The following is a 16,042-nucleotide window of genomic DNA, read 5'->3' on the forward strand; positions in this document are numbered from 1 at the left end:
ACTCGGCTTTGCGTATGTCCGCTTCTCTAATCGGGCATTTGGGTCAAGCTCTTTTGATCGTCGTTGGCCTGATCGTTCACGCGGGTCACGCTTCTCTTCGCAGTCTACTGACTCTTTTGCGTTTTGGAGCCGCTGCACGCATGCATGGGATCAGGGTCTGGAGAGCCTCGCTTTGGGGCGCGCTCGACGCGCAGCAGTCATAGTCGGCTTCATCCATCCCGTCGTCCGCATGGGACGATCCGGCCGAGGTCGGTTTCGAGGGCAGTGTTAGATCATGCTGCAGTCTCCGATCCGAACCGGAACTCTGTACCGTCAATCCACATGCGATGCAGGACGACGGCAATCTTTCGGGCGACGGCTACGATGGCTCGTCGGCGTCCCTTGGTCTTCATCAGCCGCACGCCCCAAGCCTTCAAGCTATTCCAGACAATCGAGCGCATGAGCATCGCATTGGCGGCGGCATAGAGTGTCGCCCGCACGTCGGCGTCTCCGGCGTGAGAGATGCGACCAGGGTTGTCCTTCTCGCCAGACTGGAACCTTCGCGGCGTCAATCCGAAGTGAGCGCCGACGGTACGCGAACTTCTGAAGCGAGCGGGGTCGTCAACCGCGGCCTTAAAGCTCAATGCCGTCACGTACCCAACACCAGGAACACTCATAAACCGTGCGGTGACGGCGTCTTTCTTCGCGACACTTCGGACTCGTCGATCGAGTTCAAGGAAGGTTTCCAGGAGCATTTGCCTGGCTTCCAGCAGCGGGAGTAACGCGTGGCTCAACGCCGGATCGCCTTCGATTGTGCCGCGGACAGCCGTTTCGAACGCGCCACCTCGCAGGCGCATCGGTAGCTTGACGCCGAAGACTTTGAGGAGGCCGCGAATCTCGTTTTTAAGATCAATGCATTTCCTTTGCATGACCTTGCGGCTGGAGAGGAGTGCACGGATGTAATGGCTTTCGACACTTTTCACATGCACCCGGCTGTACCAACCCGATCGCAGCAGTTGGGCTATGCCACGGGCGTCGTTCTTGTCAGTCTTATTCCGCATGGCCGAAAGAGCGGCATTGACTTGGCGCGCCTCCATGCACACGACATTGAAACCAGCCTCCGTCAAGCCGTTCGTTAAATGCTGAGTGAGCGTACCAGCCTCAAGCCCGACTTGATGAATTGGTTCGCCGAACTCGTTCAGGCAGCGAACAAGGTCAGGCACGTCAGATGGCACCGACCGCTCAAGTCTGACTTTCCCGGCTCCGTCAATAATGCAGATCGCCACTGAGCGCAGTGACACGTCCAACGCAGCATAGAACATCGTCATCTCCCTTCATCTCGGTTGCACCGGGACTGTACTGGGAGCTTGCCCCTTGTGGGACCGCCCGATTACGCATGCTTCGGGCCGAATGCTGCTATATGCCACGTCTCTTTTGCGCCTTCATGTCGGTCATAGACGCCATCCTCGCGCCCGCCCGAAAGGCATTCGGTGCTGATCGACTTTCTCTCAACTGGTCCGGCATTGTTAAAGGGCGATACTGCCTCCGAGGACTATTGCTCCACGATGTTACAGAGTGGAAGCAAAGGGCGAGTAACAGCTAAGGTCGCCCGACGCCGATTACAGCCCTCGCATGTGTTCCCGCCCATTTATGTTCTGTTCCAATAAGAAGATGCGATCTGCGGCAGCTAATCGAGCGCGCCGCGCAGTGATATCTCCTTTCGCACCGATGTCGTGGCAACGCGCGAGCAGCAAGGAAGGGAGAGTCAAATGAAGAGCATGATCGTGGATACGCTTGGCGTCATAAGGGGCCTCCGACAGCTAGCCATGTCAGGTATTGCCGCCCTGACGGCGCTTGGAGCCGTACTGGGTCCGGTATCTCCTGCTGCCGCGCATCACGGGTGGCCTGGCTTCGAGACCGATCGCCTCATTTATATCTCGGGAACGGTTGCTTCGGACGGCGTCTGGGGTAACCCGTACTCCCAGTTCGACGTCACCCTGGACAGTAGCCTACCTGCCGACACTCCTGATTTAAGGATTCCGGACGAGTTGCAAGATCCCGAGGACAGTAGCCGAGTCAATGCTGCTCGGAGTTGGAAATCATCATCGCGCCTCCGGCCTGGTCGGGCAGGTGGGGCCTGGGCCACGCGCTGAAGATCGGTGAACGCTTTCAAGCCGTCGGCTACATCAATCGGACAGATGATGGCCTGTTTCGTCCGGTCGTGTTCTGGTACGGGGACGACAGTATCCCGGTGAACCAGGTGCTGGGCAATACGCTCCCGGTACGAGCCCCCCTTCCGAAGTAGGCTTCTACGACGATTTTGCGTGACCCTCAGTGCGAGCCTCGACTGTTGATCGCGAGGCGATCCTGCTCGTCGTCATCTCAGCAGGCGTGGGTAGATTGCTTCGCCTGCGCCATCACCCTCCGGATTGGACGTGAACGGATATGCCTGATTTGCTCAACTCTTTTCTGATGACGCTGCAGAGTTCAGCGCTCGGCGACGTGGTGCGTAATGCCCGTTACCTCTATCCGGTGCTTGAAGCGATCCACATCCTCGGGATCGCTCTTCTGGTTGGCCCCGCGTACGCCTTCGACTTCCGCCTACTGGGGATAGGACACCGGTTCGTTTCCGTCACCACAGCGGAACGCTATCTGCTCCCCGTCTCCCACGCGGGCCTGGCACGGGCATCATCTTTGCCGGTCGGCTTTTAGCCTACACCTGATCAGCGAGACAGAGCAGCCGAAGCGCCGGATCGTGCTTCCATCATGAAGGTTCCGACAACCAAGCTGCCTGTCCTCAGCTCCGATGTCTCAGAGCATCGACGATCAGCGCCATCGCGAGGGACATCTGGCGTCGGCTGGGATAGTAAAGGTGATATCCTGTGAATGGCGCGCTCCAGTCGTCGAGGACAGCCTGCAGCCTTCCCGCCTTGATGTGTTCTTCTACAAGATCCTCCGGTATGTAGGCGATCCCGTATCCTTTCACCGCGGCATCAATCTGGAAGATCGAAGAATTGAAGCTAAGCTGCCCTTCGACCCGGACCCGCAGCTCCCGCCCGTCCTTATCGAATTCCCAGGCATAGAATCCGCCCCATGTTGCCTGCCGCGTATTGATGCAGACATGGTTGACGAGGTCCTGCGGCGTGCTAGGGATCCCGTGCCTGACGAGATATTCCGGGGAAGCTACGGCGCGCAGGCGCCAATCAGGGCCTATGCGCACGGCGATCATGTCCTTGTCGACACTCTCGCCGAGCCGAACGCCCGCGTCGAAACGCTCCTCGACGATGTTGCGCATTCCGTTGTCGCTGTAGAGCTCAACCTTGACGTCAGGATTGTCGGACAGGACACGGCTGAGCTTAGGCCAGACCGTCGTCTGTAGGGCGTGATCTGAGAGCGTAAGGCGCACAGTGCCTGACGGCTTCTCCCGGAAAGCCACCAGATCTGCCAGATCTGCCTCGATCCCCTCAAACCTTGGAGCAAGCGACTGTAGCAGGCGTTCGCCAGCCTCCGTTGTTGCCACGCTACGGGTCGTCCGCGTCAGCAGGCGGACGCCCAGCCGCGCCTCCAACTGCTTGATCGTATGGCTGAGGGTCGACTGAGAGGTGCCGAGCGTCGCCGCGGCCTTGGTGAAGCTCTGCTCCCTCGCCACTTCGATGAACCACAGCAGATCCTTCACATCCTCCCGCAGCATGCCCGTCCAAGCTCCTATTAATGTTCAGTATCGATAACTCCATGCGGATTAGCACGGATTGTTCGCAAAGTCCCCCGGCAATATCTTTCTCCTGCATGACGCGAAACGCGAGCACGCAAGGATCCATGACATGAGCATAACCTTCGAAGATGGCATCGAGAGCCAGAAAGCCGCTTGGGGAGCAGTATTCTCCATGACGCTGTGCGTCTTTGTTCTGATCGCCTCCGAGTTCATGCCGGTCAGTCTTTTGACACCGATCGCGTCGGGCCTCAGCATCTCCGAGGGGCAGGCGGGACAGGCGATTTCGATCTCCGGCGTCTTCGCAGTCATCACAAGCCTCTTCATCGCCACGCTCACCCGTCGGCTCGACCGAAGGATCGTCGTTCTCGGACTGACCGCTCTCCTGACGCTCTCCGGCATTATCGTGACGTTTGCGCCAACCTATCCCGTCCTCATGATCGGCCGCGCGCTGCTCGGCGTCTCGATCGGAGGCTTCTGGTCGATGTCGACGGCGATCGTCATGCGGCTTGTATCAGAAAGCCAGGTGCCTGCAGCGCTGGCCCTGCTCAACGCAGGCAATGCGATCGCAGCGACCATTTCGGCTCCAGCCGGCAGCCTCCTGGGCGCCTACATCGGCTGGAGAGGAGCGTTCTTCCTCGTGGTTCCAATTAGCCTACTTGCGATCCTCTGGCAGTTTATCAGCCTTCCCTCGCTGCCTGTGCGGGCCGGCCACTCTTCGCCGAACGTGTTCAGGTTGCTCCGGCGTCCCCCGGTCATCGCCGGGATGATGGCAATCCTGCTCCTGTTCATGGGACAGTTCGCGCTCTTCACCTATCTGCGTCCTTTCCTGGAGCAGGTAACCGATCTCGACATCCAGACGCTTTCGCTCAGCCTGCTCGTGATGGGCCTCGCCGGGGCGGTTGGCACCTGGGTGATCGGTAACTTCTGAGGCAGCGTCTGTTCAGCATCCTTGTTGTCATACCCCTGGTGATGGCAGGTCTCGCCTTGTTCCTGATCGCGTTCGGAGAGAGGGAGATTCCCGTGTTCGCCGCACTCGTGGGCTGGGGCTTCTTCGGTACGGCGGCTCCTGTCGGCTGGGGAACCTGGCTCAGCCGATACCTCGCCGATGACGCCGAGGCGGGAGGAGGGCTGCAGGTCGCTGTCATCCAGCTCGCAATCACGGCGGGAGCATCGATCGGCGGCCTCCTCTTCGACGCCGTGGGCTGGTGGTCCGCCTTTGCGCTGAGCGCGACCCTTCTCGTCGGCTCGGCTCTGACGTCAATTGCCGCCTGGCACACCGTCAGGAAAGCCTCATGAGCGATCCGCGACACCGCATGAAGCGCCGAACCCTTCTAGCAGGAGCTGCTGTTCTTGCACTGCCAGGACTAGGCGTGACTCAGACCGACCCCAACAACCAGGAGCCGACTGACGTGAAGATAAAGCTTACCTTTGGCGACCACGCGATGACGGCGACGCTCTACGACAATCCGTCAGCCCGTGACTTCGCCTCCATGCTGCCACTTGATCTCAAGGTCGAGGACTTCGGATCGAACGAAAAGATCGCGTACCTGCCTCGGAAGCTGACGGTCGAAGGGAGCGGTCCCTTCTCGAACGAGCGGCCATACGACCTCTGCTACTACATGCCCTGGGGAAATCTCGCGATGTTCTATGCCGACTACAAGCATCCGGGCCTCGTCCGGCTTGGTCGCTTCGACGACGGCTACGAAGCGCTTCACGTCCCTGGGGAATTCCCGCTGCGCATCGAGCGCATCCAGTGAAACTCAACCCAGTCAAACAGGAGACTCCCAAATGAGCAAGCGCATTGAGACGCAGGACGGCTTCAATTCAAGCAGGCGTGGTCTGATGAAGGCGACCGGCGTCGCCGTCGCAGCCATGGGCCTGATCCCGGCGGCTGCGGCGACCCAGGCCCTGGCTCAGACCACGGAATGGGACAAGACTTTCCCCAAGAGCGACAAGGTCGACCATCAAAAGGTCTCCTTCAAGAACCGGTATGGCATCACCCTGGCGGGAGATCTCTACCTTCCCAACGATCGGGGCAACGGCACGCTGGCCGCCATCGTCGTCAGCGGGCCGTTCGGCGCGGTGAAGGAACAGTCGTCGGGGCTTTATGCGCAGACTATGGCAGAACGTGGATTCGCGACGCTGGCCTTCGACCCATCATATACCGGAGAGAGTGGCGGCGAACCGCGCAACATCGCCTCGCCGGACATCAACACCGAGGACTTCAGTGCCGCGGTGGACTTCATTGGTCTGCGGCCGGAAGTCAACCTCGAACGGATCGGCGTGATCGGCGTCTGCGGCTGGGGTGGCATGGCGCTCAACGCCGTTGCTTCGGACAAGCGTGTGAAGGCGGTTGTCGCCAGCACCATGTACGACATGACCCGCGTCATGTCCAAGGGCTACAACGACACAGTCACGCTGGAACAGCGCACCAAGACCTTGGAGCAGTTGAGCCGTCAGCGATGGGTCGATGCCGAGAAGGGTACACCCGCTTATCAGCCGGCGTACAACGCCGAAGTCAACGCGGACTCCCCTCAGTTCATGATCGATTATCACGACTACTATGCCACGCCGCGCGGCTACCACAAGCGGGCGGTCAATTCCCGGAACGCCTGGTCGCAGACGACGCCAATCTCGTTCATGAACATGCCGATCCTGACCTACATCGCGGAGATCTCGCCGCGTCCGGTGCTGCTCATCCACGGCGAGAAGGCTCACTCGCGCTACTTCAGTGAAACCGCCTTCGCAGCCGCCGCGGAGCCGAAGGAACTGATGATCATTCCGGACGCAAACCATACCGACCTTTACGACCGCATGGACAAGATCCCCTTCGACCGGATGGCCGAGTTCTTCGGCCAGCATCTGGCATAAGCTGACTCGCCGGTCGAGGTAATTCTAGGCGGCGAGGTGACCTTCTGGTCACAAGGCCGTCTCTTTCTCATCAGGGAGACACGAAATGACAGACAATATCGCTGGCAAGACTATCGTCATCACGGGCGCCTCGAGCGGCATGGGTGCCGCAGCCGCCCGTTATCTCGCAGCCAAGGGCGCCAACGTAGTCCTTGGAGCGCGCCGCTCCGATCGGATCGACGCACTAGCCGCCGAACTTAATGAAGCCGGCCACAAGGCCACTGCCGTGGTCACCGACGTGACGAGGCAAGAGGACCTGCGGAAGTTGATCGACACGGCCGTTGAGACCTACGAACGGGTCGACGTGCTCATCAACAACGCGGGCGTCATGCCCCTCTCGCCCATGGATCGGCTGAAGGTGGACGAATGGGACCAGATGATCGACGTTAACGTCAAAGGCGTTCTGTACGGCATCGCTGCAGCGCTCCCCTATATGAAGGAGCAGCGTTCGGGCCACATCATCAATCTGTCCTCCGTGGCCGGCCACAAACTCTTCGGCGGCTCCGCCGTATACTCTGCGACCAAGTTCGCAGTCAGGGCATTGTCGGAGGGGCTGCGGCAGGAGATGGCGCCTTACAACATCCGCACGACGATTATCTCGCCTGGAGCCGTCAAGACGGAGCTGCTGGACCACATCAGCGAGAAGGACGTGCAGCAGGCGAATCAGGATTATGTAGGTCAGGTCGGCGTTCCAGCCGACACGTTCGCCAGGATGGTCGCCTTCGCGATCAACGAACCAGAGGACGTCGCCGTGAACGAGATCCTGTTCCGTCCGTCGGCGCAGGAACTGTAACCAGCATTTTAGACCGCTCGGCGGCGGTTCTCGGACTTGACCGAAGACGGCCGAAGGGACAGCCCCTCGGCCGTCTTCGTATTTGCAGTGTCGCCGGCGTTTGATGTCGAGATCGGATAGACCCTATCAGAAACGGCGTTCTAATCCTGCGTTTCCTCGCTCCTATCTCATGGTGGTTGGTAGACCATCGAAAGGATGACGACCGTGAAACTTCTGGCAGCCGCCACCCTCACTCTTGCGACCATCGCATCTTCACCCGCCTTCTCCCAGCAGAGTTCGACCATGACCAGATCGACAAGCGTGTCTTCGGACGAGATCCGCAGCGTTTCCCCCGCTCTCGGGCGATACGAGAAGGAAAACGTCGTCGAAGGCCTGTGGGCCCGTCCGCAGCTATCCGTACGCGACCGCAGCGTCGTCACCGTCGCAATCCTCGTGGCCCGCAGTCAGACCGCCGATCTTCCACTTTACATGAACCTTGCGCTCAACAACGGCGTGACACCCAAGGAACTCTCCGAGATCATCACTCATCTCGCATTCTATGCGGGTTGGACGAACGCGACGTCGGCGGTGGCTGTCGCCCATGACATCTTCGCCGAGCGGAACATAGACGCAGATCAGTTGCCTGAAGTTTCTCCGGATCTCATGCCGCTCAACCAGGAGGGTGAGGCTGCACGTCAAAAGGCGGTCGAAGGCCTGCTGGGCGATGCGTCGCCTGGGCTAGCGGACTTCACGACGGATCCGCTGTTCAAGGATGTCTGGCTGCGACCGGATCTCTCGCCACGTGACCGCAGTCTCGTAACCATCACGTCCCTAATGGCCAACGGCCAGGTGGCCCAGCTCGCAGGCCACCTCAACAGGGCGCTCGACAACGGGCTCACTCCCGAGCAGGCGGGCGAGGTTGTCACCCAGATCGCCTTCTACGCCGGTTGGCCGAATGCCTTCTCGGCAGGGCCTGTCGTCGCCGACGTCGTGAAAAAGCGCCAGCAGTAGCCGAACCAAGTGTATCGAACAAGAAGGACCCGTATTATGAAGAAGACCCTCATCGCTGCTACCCTTTCCGCCATGGCATTAGCCGACGCGCCTGCAGCTAGATCCGAAAGCATTACCGTCAGCCCCGTCGGCGCCGCGGCGTCTGTCCTCGCGGATCCGAAGAACTTCACAGGCCACGTCGTCGTCGATATGCTTCTGCCCACCTCACTGTCGACGCCGGCGTCATCCGGACTTGTTACGTTCGCACCCGGTGCTCGTACAGCGTGGCATAGCCACCCGCTTGGTCAGATGCTGATTGTCACAGCAGGTAAAGGGTGGGTGCAACAGGAAGGCCAGGCGCGTCAGGAGATCCTTCAGGGCGAGACCATCTGGATTCCGGCAGGTGTCAAGCACTGGCATGGTGCGACCGCGCAGAACGCCATGAGTCACTACGCCATCACCTACATCCAGGACGGCAAGAACGCTGAGTGGATGGAATTCGTTTCTGACGAGCAGTATCTTGAATAGGTAGCGCCGGCCCACTCGCATTGATGATCCGGAAGTTGAACGATCGTTGCTGCAGGCTGTGGAACTGGCTTAGCATACGACGACAGACCACGGTCTCGCACCCGTCGGGGCCGTGCCTCTGTCTTTCTATGGTCGCCCGTGAACGGAGGCACCGTGAGATATCTCAGCGTCGGGGTCGAAAATGCGCTGGAGCCAGCGGCTCGCACCGCATCCTAGGGCGCCAGCCCCTTCCTCAGTGCCTCAGCTTCCTGCACGTGAATGTTGGCATGTCCGCTTCTTCGTTCGCCCGGCTGGAAGCAGACTGTCTCTTGTCGGCCCCACTCACGACGTTCGCGGTGGTGTCCCCAAGCGTCCGAAAAGTCCGCGTCTCGGCCATTCGGGCTAACCGCAGCAGACGACCGGTCACCACCCAAAGCAGTCAGCTCCAGGCGATAAGATCGGCAAGTGAGCTTTAGAAGGGCCAGAAGCCGGCAAGATAGCTTGCTGTGTCGTTTAGCCAAACCATCGTGTCACGATACCAGGCGGAAACTGTATCCAGTGCGACTTGCAAAACGGCAAGGAAACCAACAAAAACGATAAGCGCGCCCATGACGGTTCCGAGCCCTTCATTGGCCTTGGGATCGGTACTGTCGTAGATGTATTCGTGACGGTGATCTCGCATTGCCTCTTAACGGTCCCGGTCGTCGCGGTCGCGTTCCCTCTGTTGCATCTGTTCGCGCTCCAGCTCCTCCAGACGAGGAATATGCTGTTGGGCGGGGTCTGTCCGTGTCGTTTCTCCGCTGCGCTGAGCGGCCTCCTTATCCTTATTTAGACGATCTTCTAGGCGATTTGTAGCATCGACTGCGGTCGCCAATTCGTGAGCTTCGCGCGTGTCGTCAAGGTCGGGCTCTGCTTCCGCAAACTCTTTCGCCAGCTCGTTCATATAGGCGTCGAAATCCCTTTGAGACGACGGCGCTGCAATCTTAAAGTCCGTGTCGATCGTGACGCCATGAGCTCTCAGTTGCTCCAACTGCGGAGCAACACTGTCGATGTGGCTTTCGTGCTCTTGCCGATCCCTCTCGAGCGACGGAACGTAATCGACGCCACTCTCCCGAGCGGATGCGGCTTCCTCTTCATCATAGCCGTAGTCGGTTTCCGTCCGCAAGAGGTCGAGAACATCCCCCGGTCCAAGCTCGTCGAGTTGCCCATTCATGTCCGCGAGGAATTGCCGTTCGGCAGATAGCTCTTTTCGGGTCGCATAGCTGTCCTCTGCAATATCGCTCAAACGCGCATTCAGGCTGTCGATCCGCTCGGCTATGACCGTCCGCACCACCTTAATGACGTCTGCGCGCCCGTCATCCTGTCCGTCAACTTCGGCTTGTTTTCCCGCGCGATCGATGGCCTGTCGCAAATCCTGGTCCTGCTCGGCAACGTCTCTGAGGTAGCCGTTTCCTTCGACAGCCAACTGCGCGGCCCTTTCCATCGCCTGCTGAAGGCCGGCTTGCATCCCATCGTTGCGGTCGGCCGAAAACTCGCCAGCCTCGATCCGGTCAAGTCCCTCTCGGTAGTGCTCGATCTCGATCATGGCCTCGTTGCCGGCCTCGACAACAGCCCCGCCGTGTTTGGCGACCGCAGCGTCCCACTCGTCGTTGGCCGGATCACGCGGCTCACTGCGAAGCGATTCAACACCTTGCTCCGCCAATGCCTCTTTGCGCTGCTCGTAAAGGTCCACCAGCTCACGCTTCTGATTGACGAAATCTCGGGCCAGGCCGGCTACCTCGACAAAGTCCGCTCGGTCGTCTGCCGAGACCGACCGCTCCAACTTGAACAAGGCCGTTTCTACCTTCTTCTCGTAGGTCTCAAACTCTGCTCGTGACATTTCGCGCAATTCCTGACCCTCCAAAACCATCTCCCGCAATGTAGCCAAATTGATGCGGAAGTTCGATCCAAAATCCGCCCGTATGACAGTGCCGCTCGTTTCCGTCTGCGTTGTCGAAACGCTTGATTCTAAATACTTTTGAAGCTGCGTGGCATAGGCCACGGTCTGACGATCATCACCCGCCAGAGCGACCTTCTGCCACGATTCCTGTGCCTTTATGATGTACTGCCGGCTCCGATCGCTCTTCGCGACCGTGCGTCGGACGCTACGCTTGGCGTCGTATCGCGCCTGCGCAGCCTCGCTCGTCCCGACATGCTCGGTGCGGCCTTCGCGGTTCACCGGCCGGACCTGGGTGCGCGTGAATGCCGGCGGGGTGGCAAACTCGCGCCGGTCGGTCATTTCCATCTCAATGCCGTGCTCCCGCGCCTTCTCTGCCATGACGGATCGCCATTCGCGAAACACGGCAGGCGTCGTCTCGATGCGATCACCGGAATCCGATTTCATCGCCACGATCGCATGGGCATGCACATGCGGACGCTTTCCCCCCTCCCCCGCCTCTTTTGGATCGCTGGCCGGATCGTGCATGGCGAAGACATACCGATGCCCAGCAAACTGATGCGCCAGGAAGTCGCGCACCGCGGCTTCGAATGCGGCAACATCGGTTCCGGCCCGAGCCGACATGATGACGTGCATCACGTCGCGGCTCTTGCGGCTGTGGAGCTCGCCGCGCCATTCCTTCTGCACCAGATCGCCCGCGACCTTCTCATTCGCTATCGACTGGCCGCGATCGTCGCGAACGTCGTCATGCCGATCGACCAGCCCGCGCAAGCGGCTGGCGCCGAACTCGACGCCATTTCCGTAGCCATGAAAGGAGAACTTCGCCGCAGCCTCGCCCGCGGCCGCGCTGGCGTCGTATCTCGCCTGGATGATGCCGGCCGCCTTCACGTCGCCCGTTAGCCGCTCCCCCTGCCCGCTTCGCAAGACGACAAGCCCTTGAACGGTCACGGAGCCGCCGCCATTTTTCGCGATCGCATAGGCAAAGCGCCGGTCGCCAAATCCGCTCGTCAGGGTGCTTCTCACCTGCTCGTGCAATGCCTCGTCCAATGCAAAGCCGGACGCTGCGATTTCGACGGAAAAACTCCCAATGTCGCGGCTTTCTACGCGGTTTTGAAAAAGGTGGTCCCAATCGCCACGGATGCGCGCCAAATCCTCCCGCCCCTCGAGGATCCTGCCGCATTCATTCTCCACCTTCAGCTCGCCGCCACGGGACACATAATTCAGCATCGCACCGACCCGAGCACCGCCGCCATAAGACGCCATTTTGACGACCGCCGGCTGGCTTCCCTTTGCGACGGCTGCAAGCCGTGTCTCCATCGGCCGGTTTGCTGCCGTCGCTGACTTCGCCTGCGCTGGAGGAGCCGCCCTGCCCTTCGATGCCGAGCCACGTCCGCCGGGTGCCCCGCTTGAGCCTCCGCCGCCACCTGTAGCGCCGAGTTGAACCAACTGCTTCAGGCGCTTTCGCATCTCTTCTTCTGCCGAAGCGCCTCGCCCGCCAGACGACATTTCGTGCAGCAGGGCCGCGCGCCGCTGCTCCCATTCGCTGGTGAATGCGCCGAAGAAGACTTCCAAAGGCTACATCTCCCCTCGACGCTGATAACCAGCTCGCCGCGTCAGAGCACGCAGCTCGCTCATCACGGCCACTTGAACCCGCTGCACGTTCTCCAGGTTGATGTCCAATTCGCTTGGGTGGACACCACGGCCGCTGTTGAGCGCCCTCGCAACCTGGTTCAGGTTGATCCCGATCATCCGCATGTCTTCGAGCAGAGCCGCCATGACCAGGCGGTCATCGCCGGTCAACATCGGCCGAACCCCTGCCCCCTCCAGAAGCAGCGACCGGAAAAAGCTGGATACCGTCATGTCGGCATCCTCAGCGGCCTTCTCGATCGCCGCATGTTCGTCACCCGTGACGCGGACATGCACAGTGCGATCTTTCTTCGCTGGCTCGAGAAGAGCGTTGAATTTCCCGTCATCCATTTGGCCGTTGGCCCCCTACTGGCGCTTGCGTCAGATGATCGAGGGCTCGTCCCTCGATTGCAGGAAAATGGCGTAGCACATTTTTCCGTATCCTGCCTCTCCAAATTGTAAGGGGAGTTCAACCAAACAACCTCGAGCTGCCCCCAGGGTTCACCTCCGAAATCCGCTTTTGAAGGCCTTGTCTGCCCCTCGTACTCAGCCGCAAGGGACGCTCCGCTCTTCGCCCTTGCCGCTTCCGAGCGAGCGTCAAAACCGGCCTTACGCGGCTCCGGGGTTCACTGATCGAGGAGAGCGTTCAGGTGGACGCCGCACCGAAACGCCGTCGAAAAGCAGCCAGCGGTCACATACCAATGTCGTGTCGATATTTCACACGAGTTAGCAGCACGATCATTCCACATCATGTGTTGATGGGGCGATTGCGGAAATGGTTTCACATCGTGGGGGGAATTGTTCACATCCTATAGCCGTGGTTTAGTTGACTCGATTGACTACACGGGGCGGTGGTGCAATGATTCCACAACGTACGGGCAATTGTTCGCATCGTGTGCACGTGGGACGCGGAAACTCCGTGCAAGTCCACGACGAACTGCCGGAATGACTTCGGATCAGCAAAGGAGTTGCGACGCTTGCCACTATTTATTTCCGCCGTGAGCGGCAAAGGTGGGGCTGGGAAGACAACAGCGGCAATCTTGATCGCCGGGGAGTATGCGCTTCAGGGGAAGCGTGTGCTTCTCATCGATGCAGACGGCCGCCAAAATCTGCAGGAATGGTGGAAGCGCTGTGAGGCAAAGGACAATCTGCCTGCCAACATCGAGCTCATAACCGCCGCGCGCCAGACCACCGTCCAGCAGCTCCTGGAGAACGAGGCGAACAAGTTCGACGTCGTTTTGATGGACTCGCCCGGCCAGGACACGGTTCTAAGGGACACGATCATCGCCGGCTCCGATATTGTGCTGACGCCGATCCAGCCGAACCAGGACGAGATCAAGGCGGCAGGACAGGCCGCGGCCGACACGGCCGATATTTCCGACAAGGTGGGGCGGTTAATCCCCCATGCCAACTTCGTCACCAGGATCACCATGCCGGCGAAACTGCTAGAAGCCTACCGCTTGATCAGGCCGTTCGTGCAGAACCTGCAGGAAGGAGGCTACGACTCCTATCTCCTCAAGACCGAGCTAATGGAGCGAAACTGCTATCGCGAAATTCGCAACGGCTATGGCACCGTGCAAATACTCGAGCTCACAGAATCGGTAAAAAAAGCGAGAGCGGAAGTGTTGAGCCTGGTCCGGGACATCGAAGCGATTTTGGCGGGGGAGAATGAGGTAGCAGCGAATGGCTAAGGGTCAAACGACCGTTTCTGACTTTGCAGTCGCGCCGCGTCGCAGCCGCGCACTTGAGCATGCTGCGACACCGTCGGGTTCAGCAACGAATCCGGCTGAGCCGTCGACAGAAAGCAGGAATGCAGATCAGCCTCAGGAGCCTGTACCGCTCGGCACTGAGATTGGTCAGCCCGCTCATGGTCTGATCGCCCCGACACAAGAAGCTCGGCGCGAACGGGCCACCACGAGAGCATTGCAGCGAGAGGATTCGAGAGTTCGCTTGCGCGACCTGAAGAGGGCGCGCGATCGGGAATCCAAGCACTACGTCAACTGCCCGCTGGATTACGACACGAAGATGCGGCTGCAAAAGGCCGCCATTGAGAACGACGTGAAGATGACGGTCATCATGAAGGCCGCGATCGATCAATTCCTCAAAGATAACGGCTATTGATCGATGTTAGGCCGCGGCTTCCTGCTTGGAGTGGCTGTTGGCTGCGTCCTCGGCGTGTATGTTGCTCCCCATCTCGGCCGACCGACGGTCGGAATGGGGAACTTTTCAGAAGGCAATTTGCCTCATGTGAATATTGCGAGAGCCGTACCCGAAAAGGCTACGTGGCCGACAGACGAACAGGCCAAGGCCCAGCTATTCGCTCTATCCAAATGGGATCTGAATAAGCATGGCAACGGCTCCAAAGTGATCGTCAACCGCTGCATTCGAATTGCAGACGCGGAGATCGCTTGCGAGCTCTCCGCGCAGCTCAGGTGGATCTCCGGCGACACTCGGATCGAGGCGGTTTTTCAGGCCAACGGCGGCGACTGGAAGATGATAGCCGCGAAGAACCGGTAATGGCTTCTCACGGCTGCTTCGCCATTCTAAGCGCCAAGTTTATTGCCCGAATGCTCTGGCGTATGCTGAAGCATTTTGATCCATCGCCTCAATGAGCTCGCGACCGCGATTTCCCCAAAAAAATTAGGGAAAATTGCTGTGATTCTTCGGAGGGCGTGCTCCCAAATACTTCAATGTGGTGCATAGTGGGCGCTTGAGGGCGGTACACAGAAAAAGGATGAGGTCGGTGACGGACGCAGTCGGCTTGATGAGCGCACGAGGTTTGGTTGAAGTAGCCGATCCGGAATTTGACAGGCCGGTCTTCCGCCAGCCGGGTTTCGACGGCACCCTTACCGCAAAGGAGATGGACGAAAAGATTTCGGCCTGGCTCAAGAAAACGCGCGAAGCCAAGGGTATTTCCCGCGCCGATTTAGCGCATTTGCTAGGGCTGTCCGTATCTGTTTACGGGAGGTACGAGCGGGGCTCAGAGGCTCGGATGTCGATCCCGCGGCTGATTCATCTCTGTGAGATCATGGGCTTTATGCCCCTCGATATGATCTCTGACGCAGCGCCGCACTTGTGGGGCAAGACGCCGGAAGAAGCAGAGGATCGCATGACACTGATGAGGCTTATCGAACGATTGCCGCCTGACACCATGCGCGATCTGATCCGGCTTCTGAGACGCATGACCCCAGGCGAACCCGCGGCCGACGCTGTCGCCACCAGCACGAGCGAACGCAGCTAAGCGGCGCAATCCTCCTCTTCAAGTCAAGGCGGGAGGCGGTGAAAGCGGCAGCCGCCCCACTCCCGTTTACCACAGGCTCCGGCCCTCTCTTCGGCGCGATGTGAAAGCGCGTTCAGGCGTCCGCCTGCTTCGCTCCGCCCCTTTTGGGCGGAGTGGAAAACGGGAGTGGGGCAGAACTCTCTATTCGAGTCTGTTGGACCCCTTGAAGCCATGAATCTTGAAGGCATGACCCAGCACTGGTCCCGCCTGTATGTTCAGCGAATCGACACCACTAGAAACATGACATGCTTCACGTCATGTCACTCGAACCGGATCTCCCCGGCGGCTCCGCGCTGGTCCGTCGCTGAGGTGGCATCGGCACTCGCGGCC

Annotated in this window: 15 protein-coding genes and 3 pseudogenes; 13 read left to right on the forward strand and 5 right to left on the reverse strand. The window is 59.7% G+C overall.

Features of this window, described 5'->3' with window-relative positions:
- Positions 1-272: 272 nt before the first annotated feature.
- Positions 273-1,301 carry an IS110 family RNA-guided transposase gene (locus M1D34_RS30655; protein ID WP_498785068.1) on the reverse strand — a complete coding sequence of 343 codons (1,029 nt, stop codon included), beginning with the start codon at positions 1,299-1,301 and terminating at the stop codon, positions 273-275.
- Between the two features lie 447 nt (positions 1,302-1,748).
- Between M1D34_RS30655 and M1D34_RS30660 the strand changes: the two are divergent.
- A pseudogene (locus tag M1D34_RS30660) lies at positions 1,749-2,284 on the forward strand (hypothetical protein).
- Between the two features lie 140 nt (positions 2,285-2,424).
- The gene (locus M1D34_RS30665) at positions 2,425-2,691 is read left to right on the forward strand and encodes a hypothetical protein (protein WP_498785070.1); all 267 of its coding nucleotides are present in this window, start codon (positions 2,425-2,427) and stop codon (positions 2,689-2,691) included.
- A gap of 85 nt (positions 2,692-2,776) precedes the next feature.
- Here the strand turns inward: M1D34_RS30665 and M1D34_RS30670 are convergent, their stop codons facing one another.
- On the reverse strand, positions 2,777-3,670 hold the full coding sequence (locus M1D34_RS30670; RefSeq protein ID WP_498785072.1) for a LysR family transcriptional regulator: 894 nt from the start codon (positions 3,668-3,670) through the stop codon (positions 2,777-2,779).
- Positions 3,671-3,800: 130 nt separating this feature from the next.
- On the opposite strand from M1D34_RS30670, the pseudogene M1D34_RS30675 reads away from it, so the two are divergent.
- The 6 genes and pseudogenes from M1D34_RS30675 (at position 3,801) to M1D34_RS30700 (ending at position 8,891) form a co-directional block, all read left to right on the forward strand.
- Positions 3,801-4,987: pseudogene (locus M1D34_RS30675) on the forward strand (MFS transporter).
- Positions 4,984-5,448 carry a cyclophilin-like fold protein gene (locus M1D34_RS30680; RefSeq protein WP_498785074.1) on the forward strand — a complete coding sequence of 155 codons (465 nt, stop codon included), beginning with the start codon at positions 4,984-4,986 and terminating at the stop codon, positions 5,446-5,448. The pseudogene M1D34_RS30675 and the gene M1D34_RS30680 overlap by 4 nt, the downstream one beginning before the upstream one ends.
- A gap of 31 nt (positions 5,449-5,479) precedes the next feature.
- Positions 5,480-6,562: an alpha/beta hydrolase gene (locus tag M1D34_RS30685; protein ID WP_498785076.1), complete on the forward strand. Its 1,083-nt coding sequence runs from the start codon at positions 5,480-5,482 to the stop codon at positions 6,560-6,562.
- 85 nt (positions 6,563-6,647) lie between these two features.
- Positions 6,648-7,394, forward strand: a complete 747-nt coding sequence (locus M1D34_RS30690) for an SDR family oxidoreductase (RefSeq protein ID WP_498785078.1) — start codon at positions 6,648-6,650, stop codon at positions 7,392-7,394.
- Between the two features lie 195 nt (positions 7,395-7,589).
- Entirely contained in the window at positions 7,590-8,384 is a 795-nt protein-coding gene (locus tag M1D34_RS30695) for a carboxymuconolactone decarboxylase family protein (RefSeq protein WP_498785080.1), read from the forward strand.
- 36 nt (positions 8,385-8,420) lie between these two features.
- Entirely contained in the window at positions 8,421-8,891 is a 471-nt protein-coding gene (locus M1D34_RS30700) for a (R)-mandelonitrile lyase (RefSeq protein WP_498785082.1), read from the forward strand.
- Between the two features lie 451 nt (positions 8,892-9,342).
- On the opposite strand, the gene M1D34_RS30705 is transcribed toward M1D34_RS30700, so the two are convergent.
- The 3 genes from M1D34_RS30705 to M1D34_RS30715 are packed head-to-tail and all read right to left on the reverse strand — an operon-like array spanning position 9,343 to position 12,783.
- Positions 9,343-9,552: a hypothetical protein gene (locus M1D34_RS30705; protein WP_153349646.1), complete on the reverse strand. Its 210-nt coding sequence runs from the start codon at positions 9,550-9,552 to the stop codon at positions 9,343-9,345.
- Positions 9,553-9,558: 6 nt separating this feature from the next.
- Positions 9,559-12,378, reverse strand: coding sequence for a relaxase/mobilization nuclease domain-containing protein (locus M1D34_RS30710; RefSeq protein ID WP_498785084.1), 2,820 nt, complete (start codon positions 12,376-12,378; stop codon positions 9,559-9,561).
- Positions 12,379-12,381: 3 nt separating this feature from the next.
- Entirely contained in the window at positions 12,382-12,783 is a 402-nt protein-coding gene (locus tag M1D34_RS30715) for a plasmid mobilization protein (protein ID WP_498785086.1), read from the reverse strand.
- A 626-nt stretch (positions 12,784-13,409) separates the two neighbouring features.
- Between M1D34_RS30715 and M1D34_RS30720 the strand changes: the two genes are divergently transcribed.
- The 5 genes and pseudogenes from M1D34_RS30720 to M1D34_RS30740 all read left to right on the forward strand — a co-directional run.
- Positions 13,410-14,123, forward strand: coding sequence for a ParA family protein (locus M1D34_RS30720; RefSeq protein WP_498786210.1), 714 nt, complete (start codon positions 13,410-13,412; stop codon positions 14,121-14,123).
- Positions 14,116-14,553 carry a hypothetical protein gene (locus M1D34_RS30725; RefSeq protein WP_498785088.1) on the forward strand — a complete coding sequence of 146 codons (438 nt, stop codon included), beginning with the start codon at positions 14,116-14,118 and terminating at the stop codon, positions 14,551-14,553. The genes M1D34_RS30720 and M1D34_RS30725 overlap by 8 nt, the downstream gene beginning before the upstream one ends.
- A 3-nt stretch (positions 14,554-14,556) precedes the next feature.
- Complete coding sequence (locus M1D34_RS30730) at positions 14,557-14,949, forward strand: hypothetical protein (RefSeq protein WP_498785090.1); 393 nt, start codon at positions 14,557-14,559, stop codon at positions 14,947-14,949.
- Between the two features lie 217 nt (positions 14,950-15,166).
- On the forward strand, positions 15,167-15,673 hold the full coding sequence (locus M1D34_RS30735) for a helix-turn-helix transcriptional regulator (RefSeq protein WP_498785091.1): 507 nt from the start codon (positions 15,167-15,169) through the stop codon (positions 15,671-15,673).
- A gap of 225 nt (positions 15,674-15,898) precedes the next feature.
- A pseudogene (locus M1D34_RS30740) lies at positions 15,899-16,017 on the forward strand (WGR domain-containing protein); the annotation flags it as partial.
- Positions 16,018-16,042: the final 25 nt, after the last annotated feature.

This window comes from Ensifer sp. D2-11 (assembly GCF_054161295.1).

What these genes read in the sequence shown, in the direction of transcription:
- M1D34_RS30655 (WP_498785068.1), bottom strand. Translation starts at nt 1,301, where the DNA reads ATGTTCTATGCTGCGTTGGACGTGTCACTGCGCTCAGTGGCGATCTGC.
- M1D34_RS30665 (WP_498785070.1), top strand. Translation starts at nt 2,425, where the DNA reads ATGCCTGATTTGCTCAACTCTTTTCTGATGACGCTGCAGAGTTCAGCG.
- M1D34_RS30670 (WP_498785072.1), bottom strand. Translation starts at nt 3,670, where the DNA reads ATGCTGCGGGAGGATGTGAAGGATCTGCTGTGGTTCATCGAAGTGGCG.
- M1D34_RS30680 (WP_498785074.1), top strand. Translation starts at nt 4,984, where the DNA reads ATGAGCGATCCGCGACACCGCATGAAGCGCCGAACCCTTCTAGCAGGA.
- M1D34_RS30685 (WP_498785076.1), top strand. Translation starts at nt 5,480, where the DNA reads ATGAGCAAGCGCATTGAGACGCAGGACGGCTTCAATTCAAGCAGGCGT.
- M1D34_RS30690 (WP_498785078.1), top strand. Translation starts at nt 6,648, where the DNA reads ATGACAGACAATATCGCTGGCAAGACTATCGTCATCACGGGCGCCTCG.
- M1D34_RS30695 (WP_498785080.1), top strand. Translation starts at nt 7,590, where the DNA reads ATGACGACCGTGAAACTTCTGGCAGCCGCCACCCTCACTCTTGCGACC.
- M1D34_RS30700 (WP_498785082.1), top strand. Translation starts at nt 8,421, where the DNA reads ATGAAGAAGACCCTCATCGCTGCTACCCTTTCCGCCATGGCATTAGCC.
- M1D34_RS30705 (WP_153349646.1), bottom strand. Translation starts at nt 9,552, where the DNA reads ATGCGAGATCACCGTCACGAATACATCTACGACAGTACCGATCCCAAG.
- M1D34_RS30715 (WP_498785086.1), bottom strand. Translation starts at nt 12,783, where the DNA reads ATGGATGACGGGAAATTCAACGCTCTTCTCGAGCCAGCGAAGAAAGAT.
- M1D34_RS30725 (WP_498785088.1), top strand. Translation starts at nt 14,116, where the DNA reads ATGGCTAAGGGTCAAACGACCGTTTCTGACTTTGCAGTCGCGCCGCGT.
- M1D34_RS30730 (WP_498785090.1), top strand. Translation starts at nt 14,557, where the DNA reads ATGTTAGGCCGCGGCTTCCTGCTTGGAGTGGCTGTTGGCTGCGTCCTC.
- M1D34_RS30735 (WP_498785091.1), top strand. Translation starts at nt 15,167, where the DNA reads ATGAGGTCGGTGACGGACGCAGTCGGCTTGATGAGCGCACGAGGTTTG.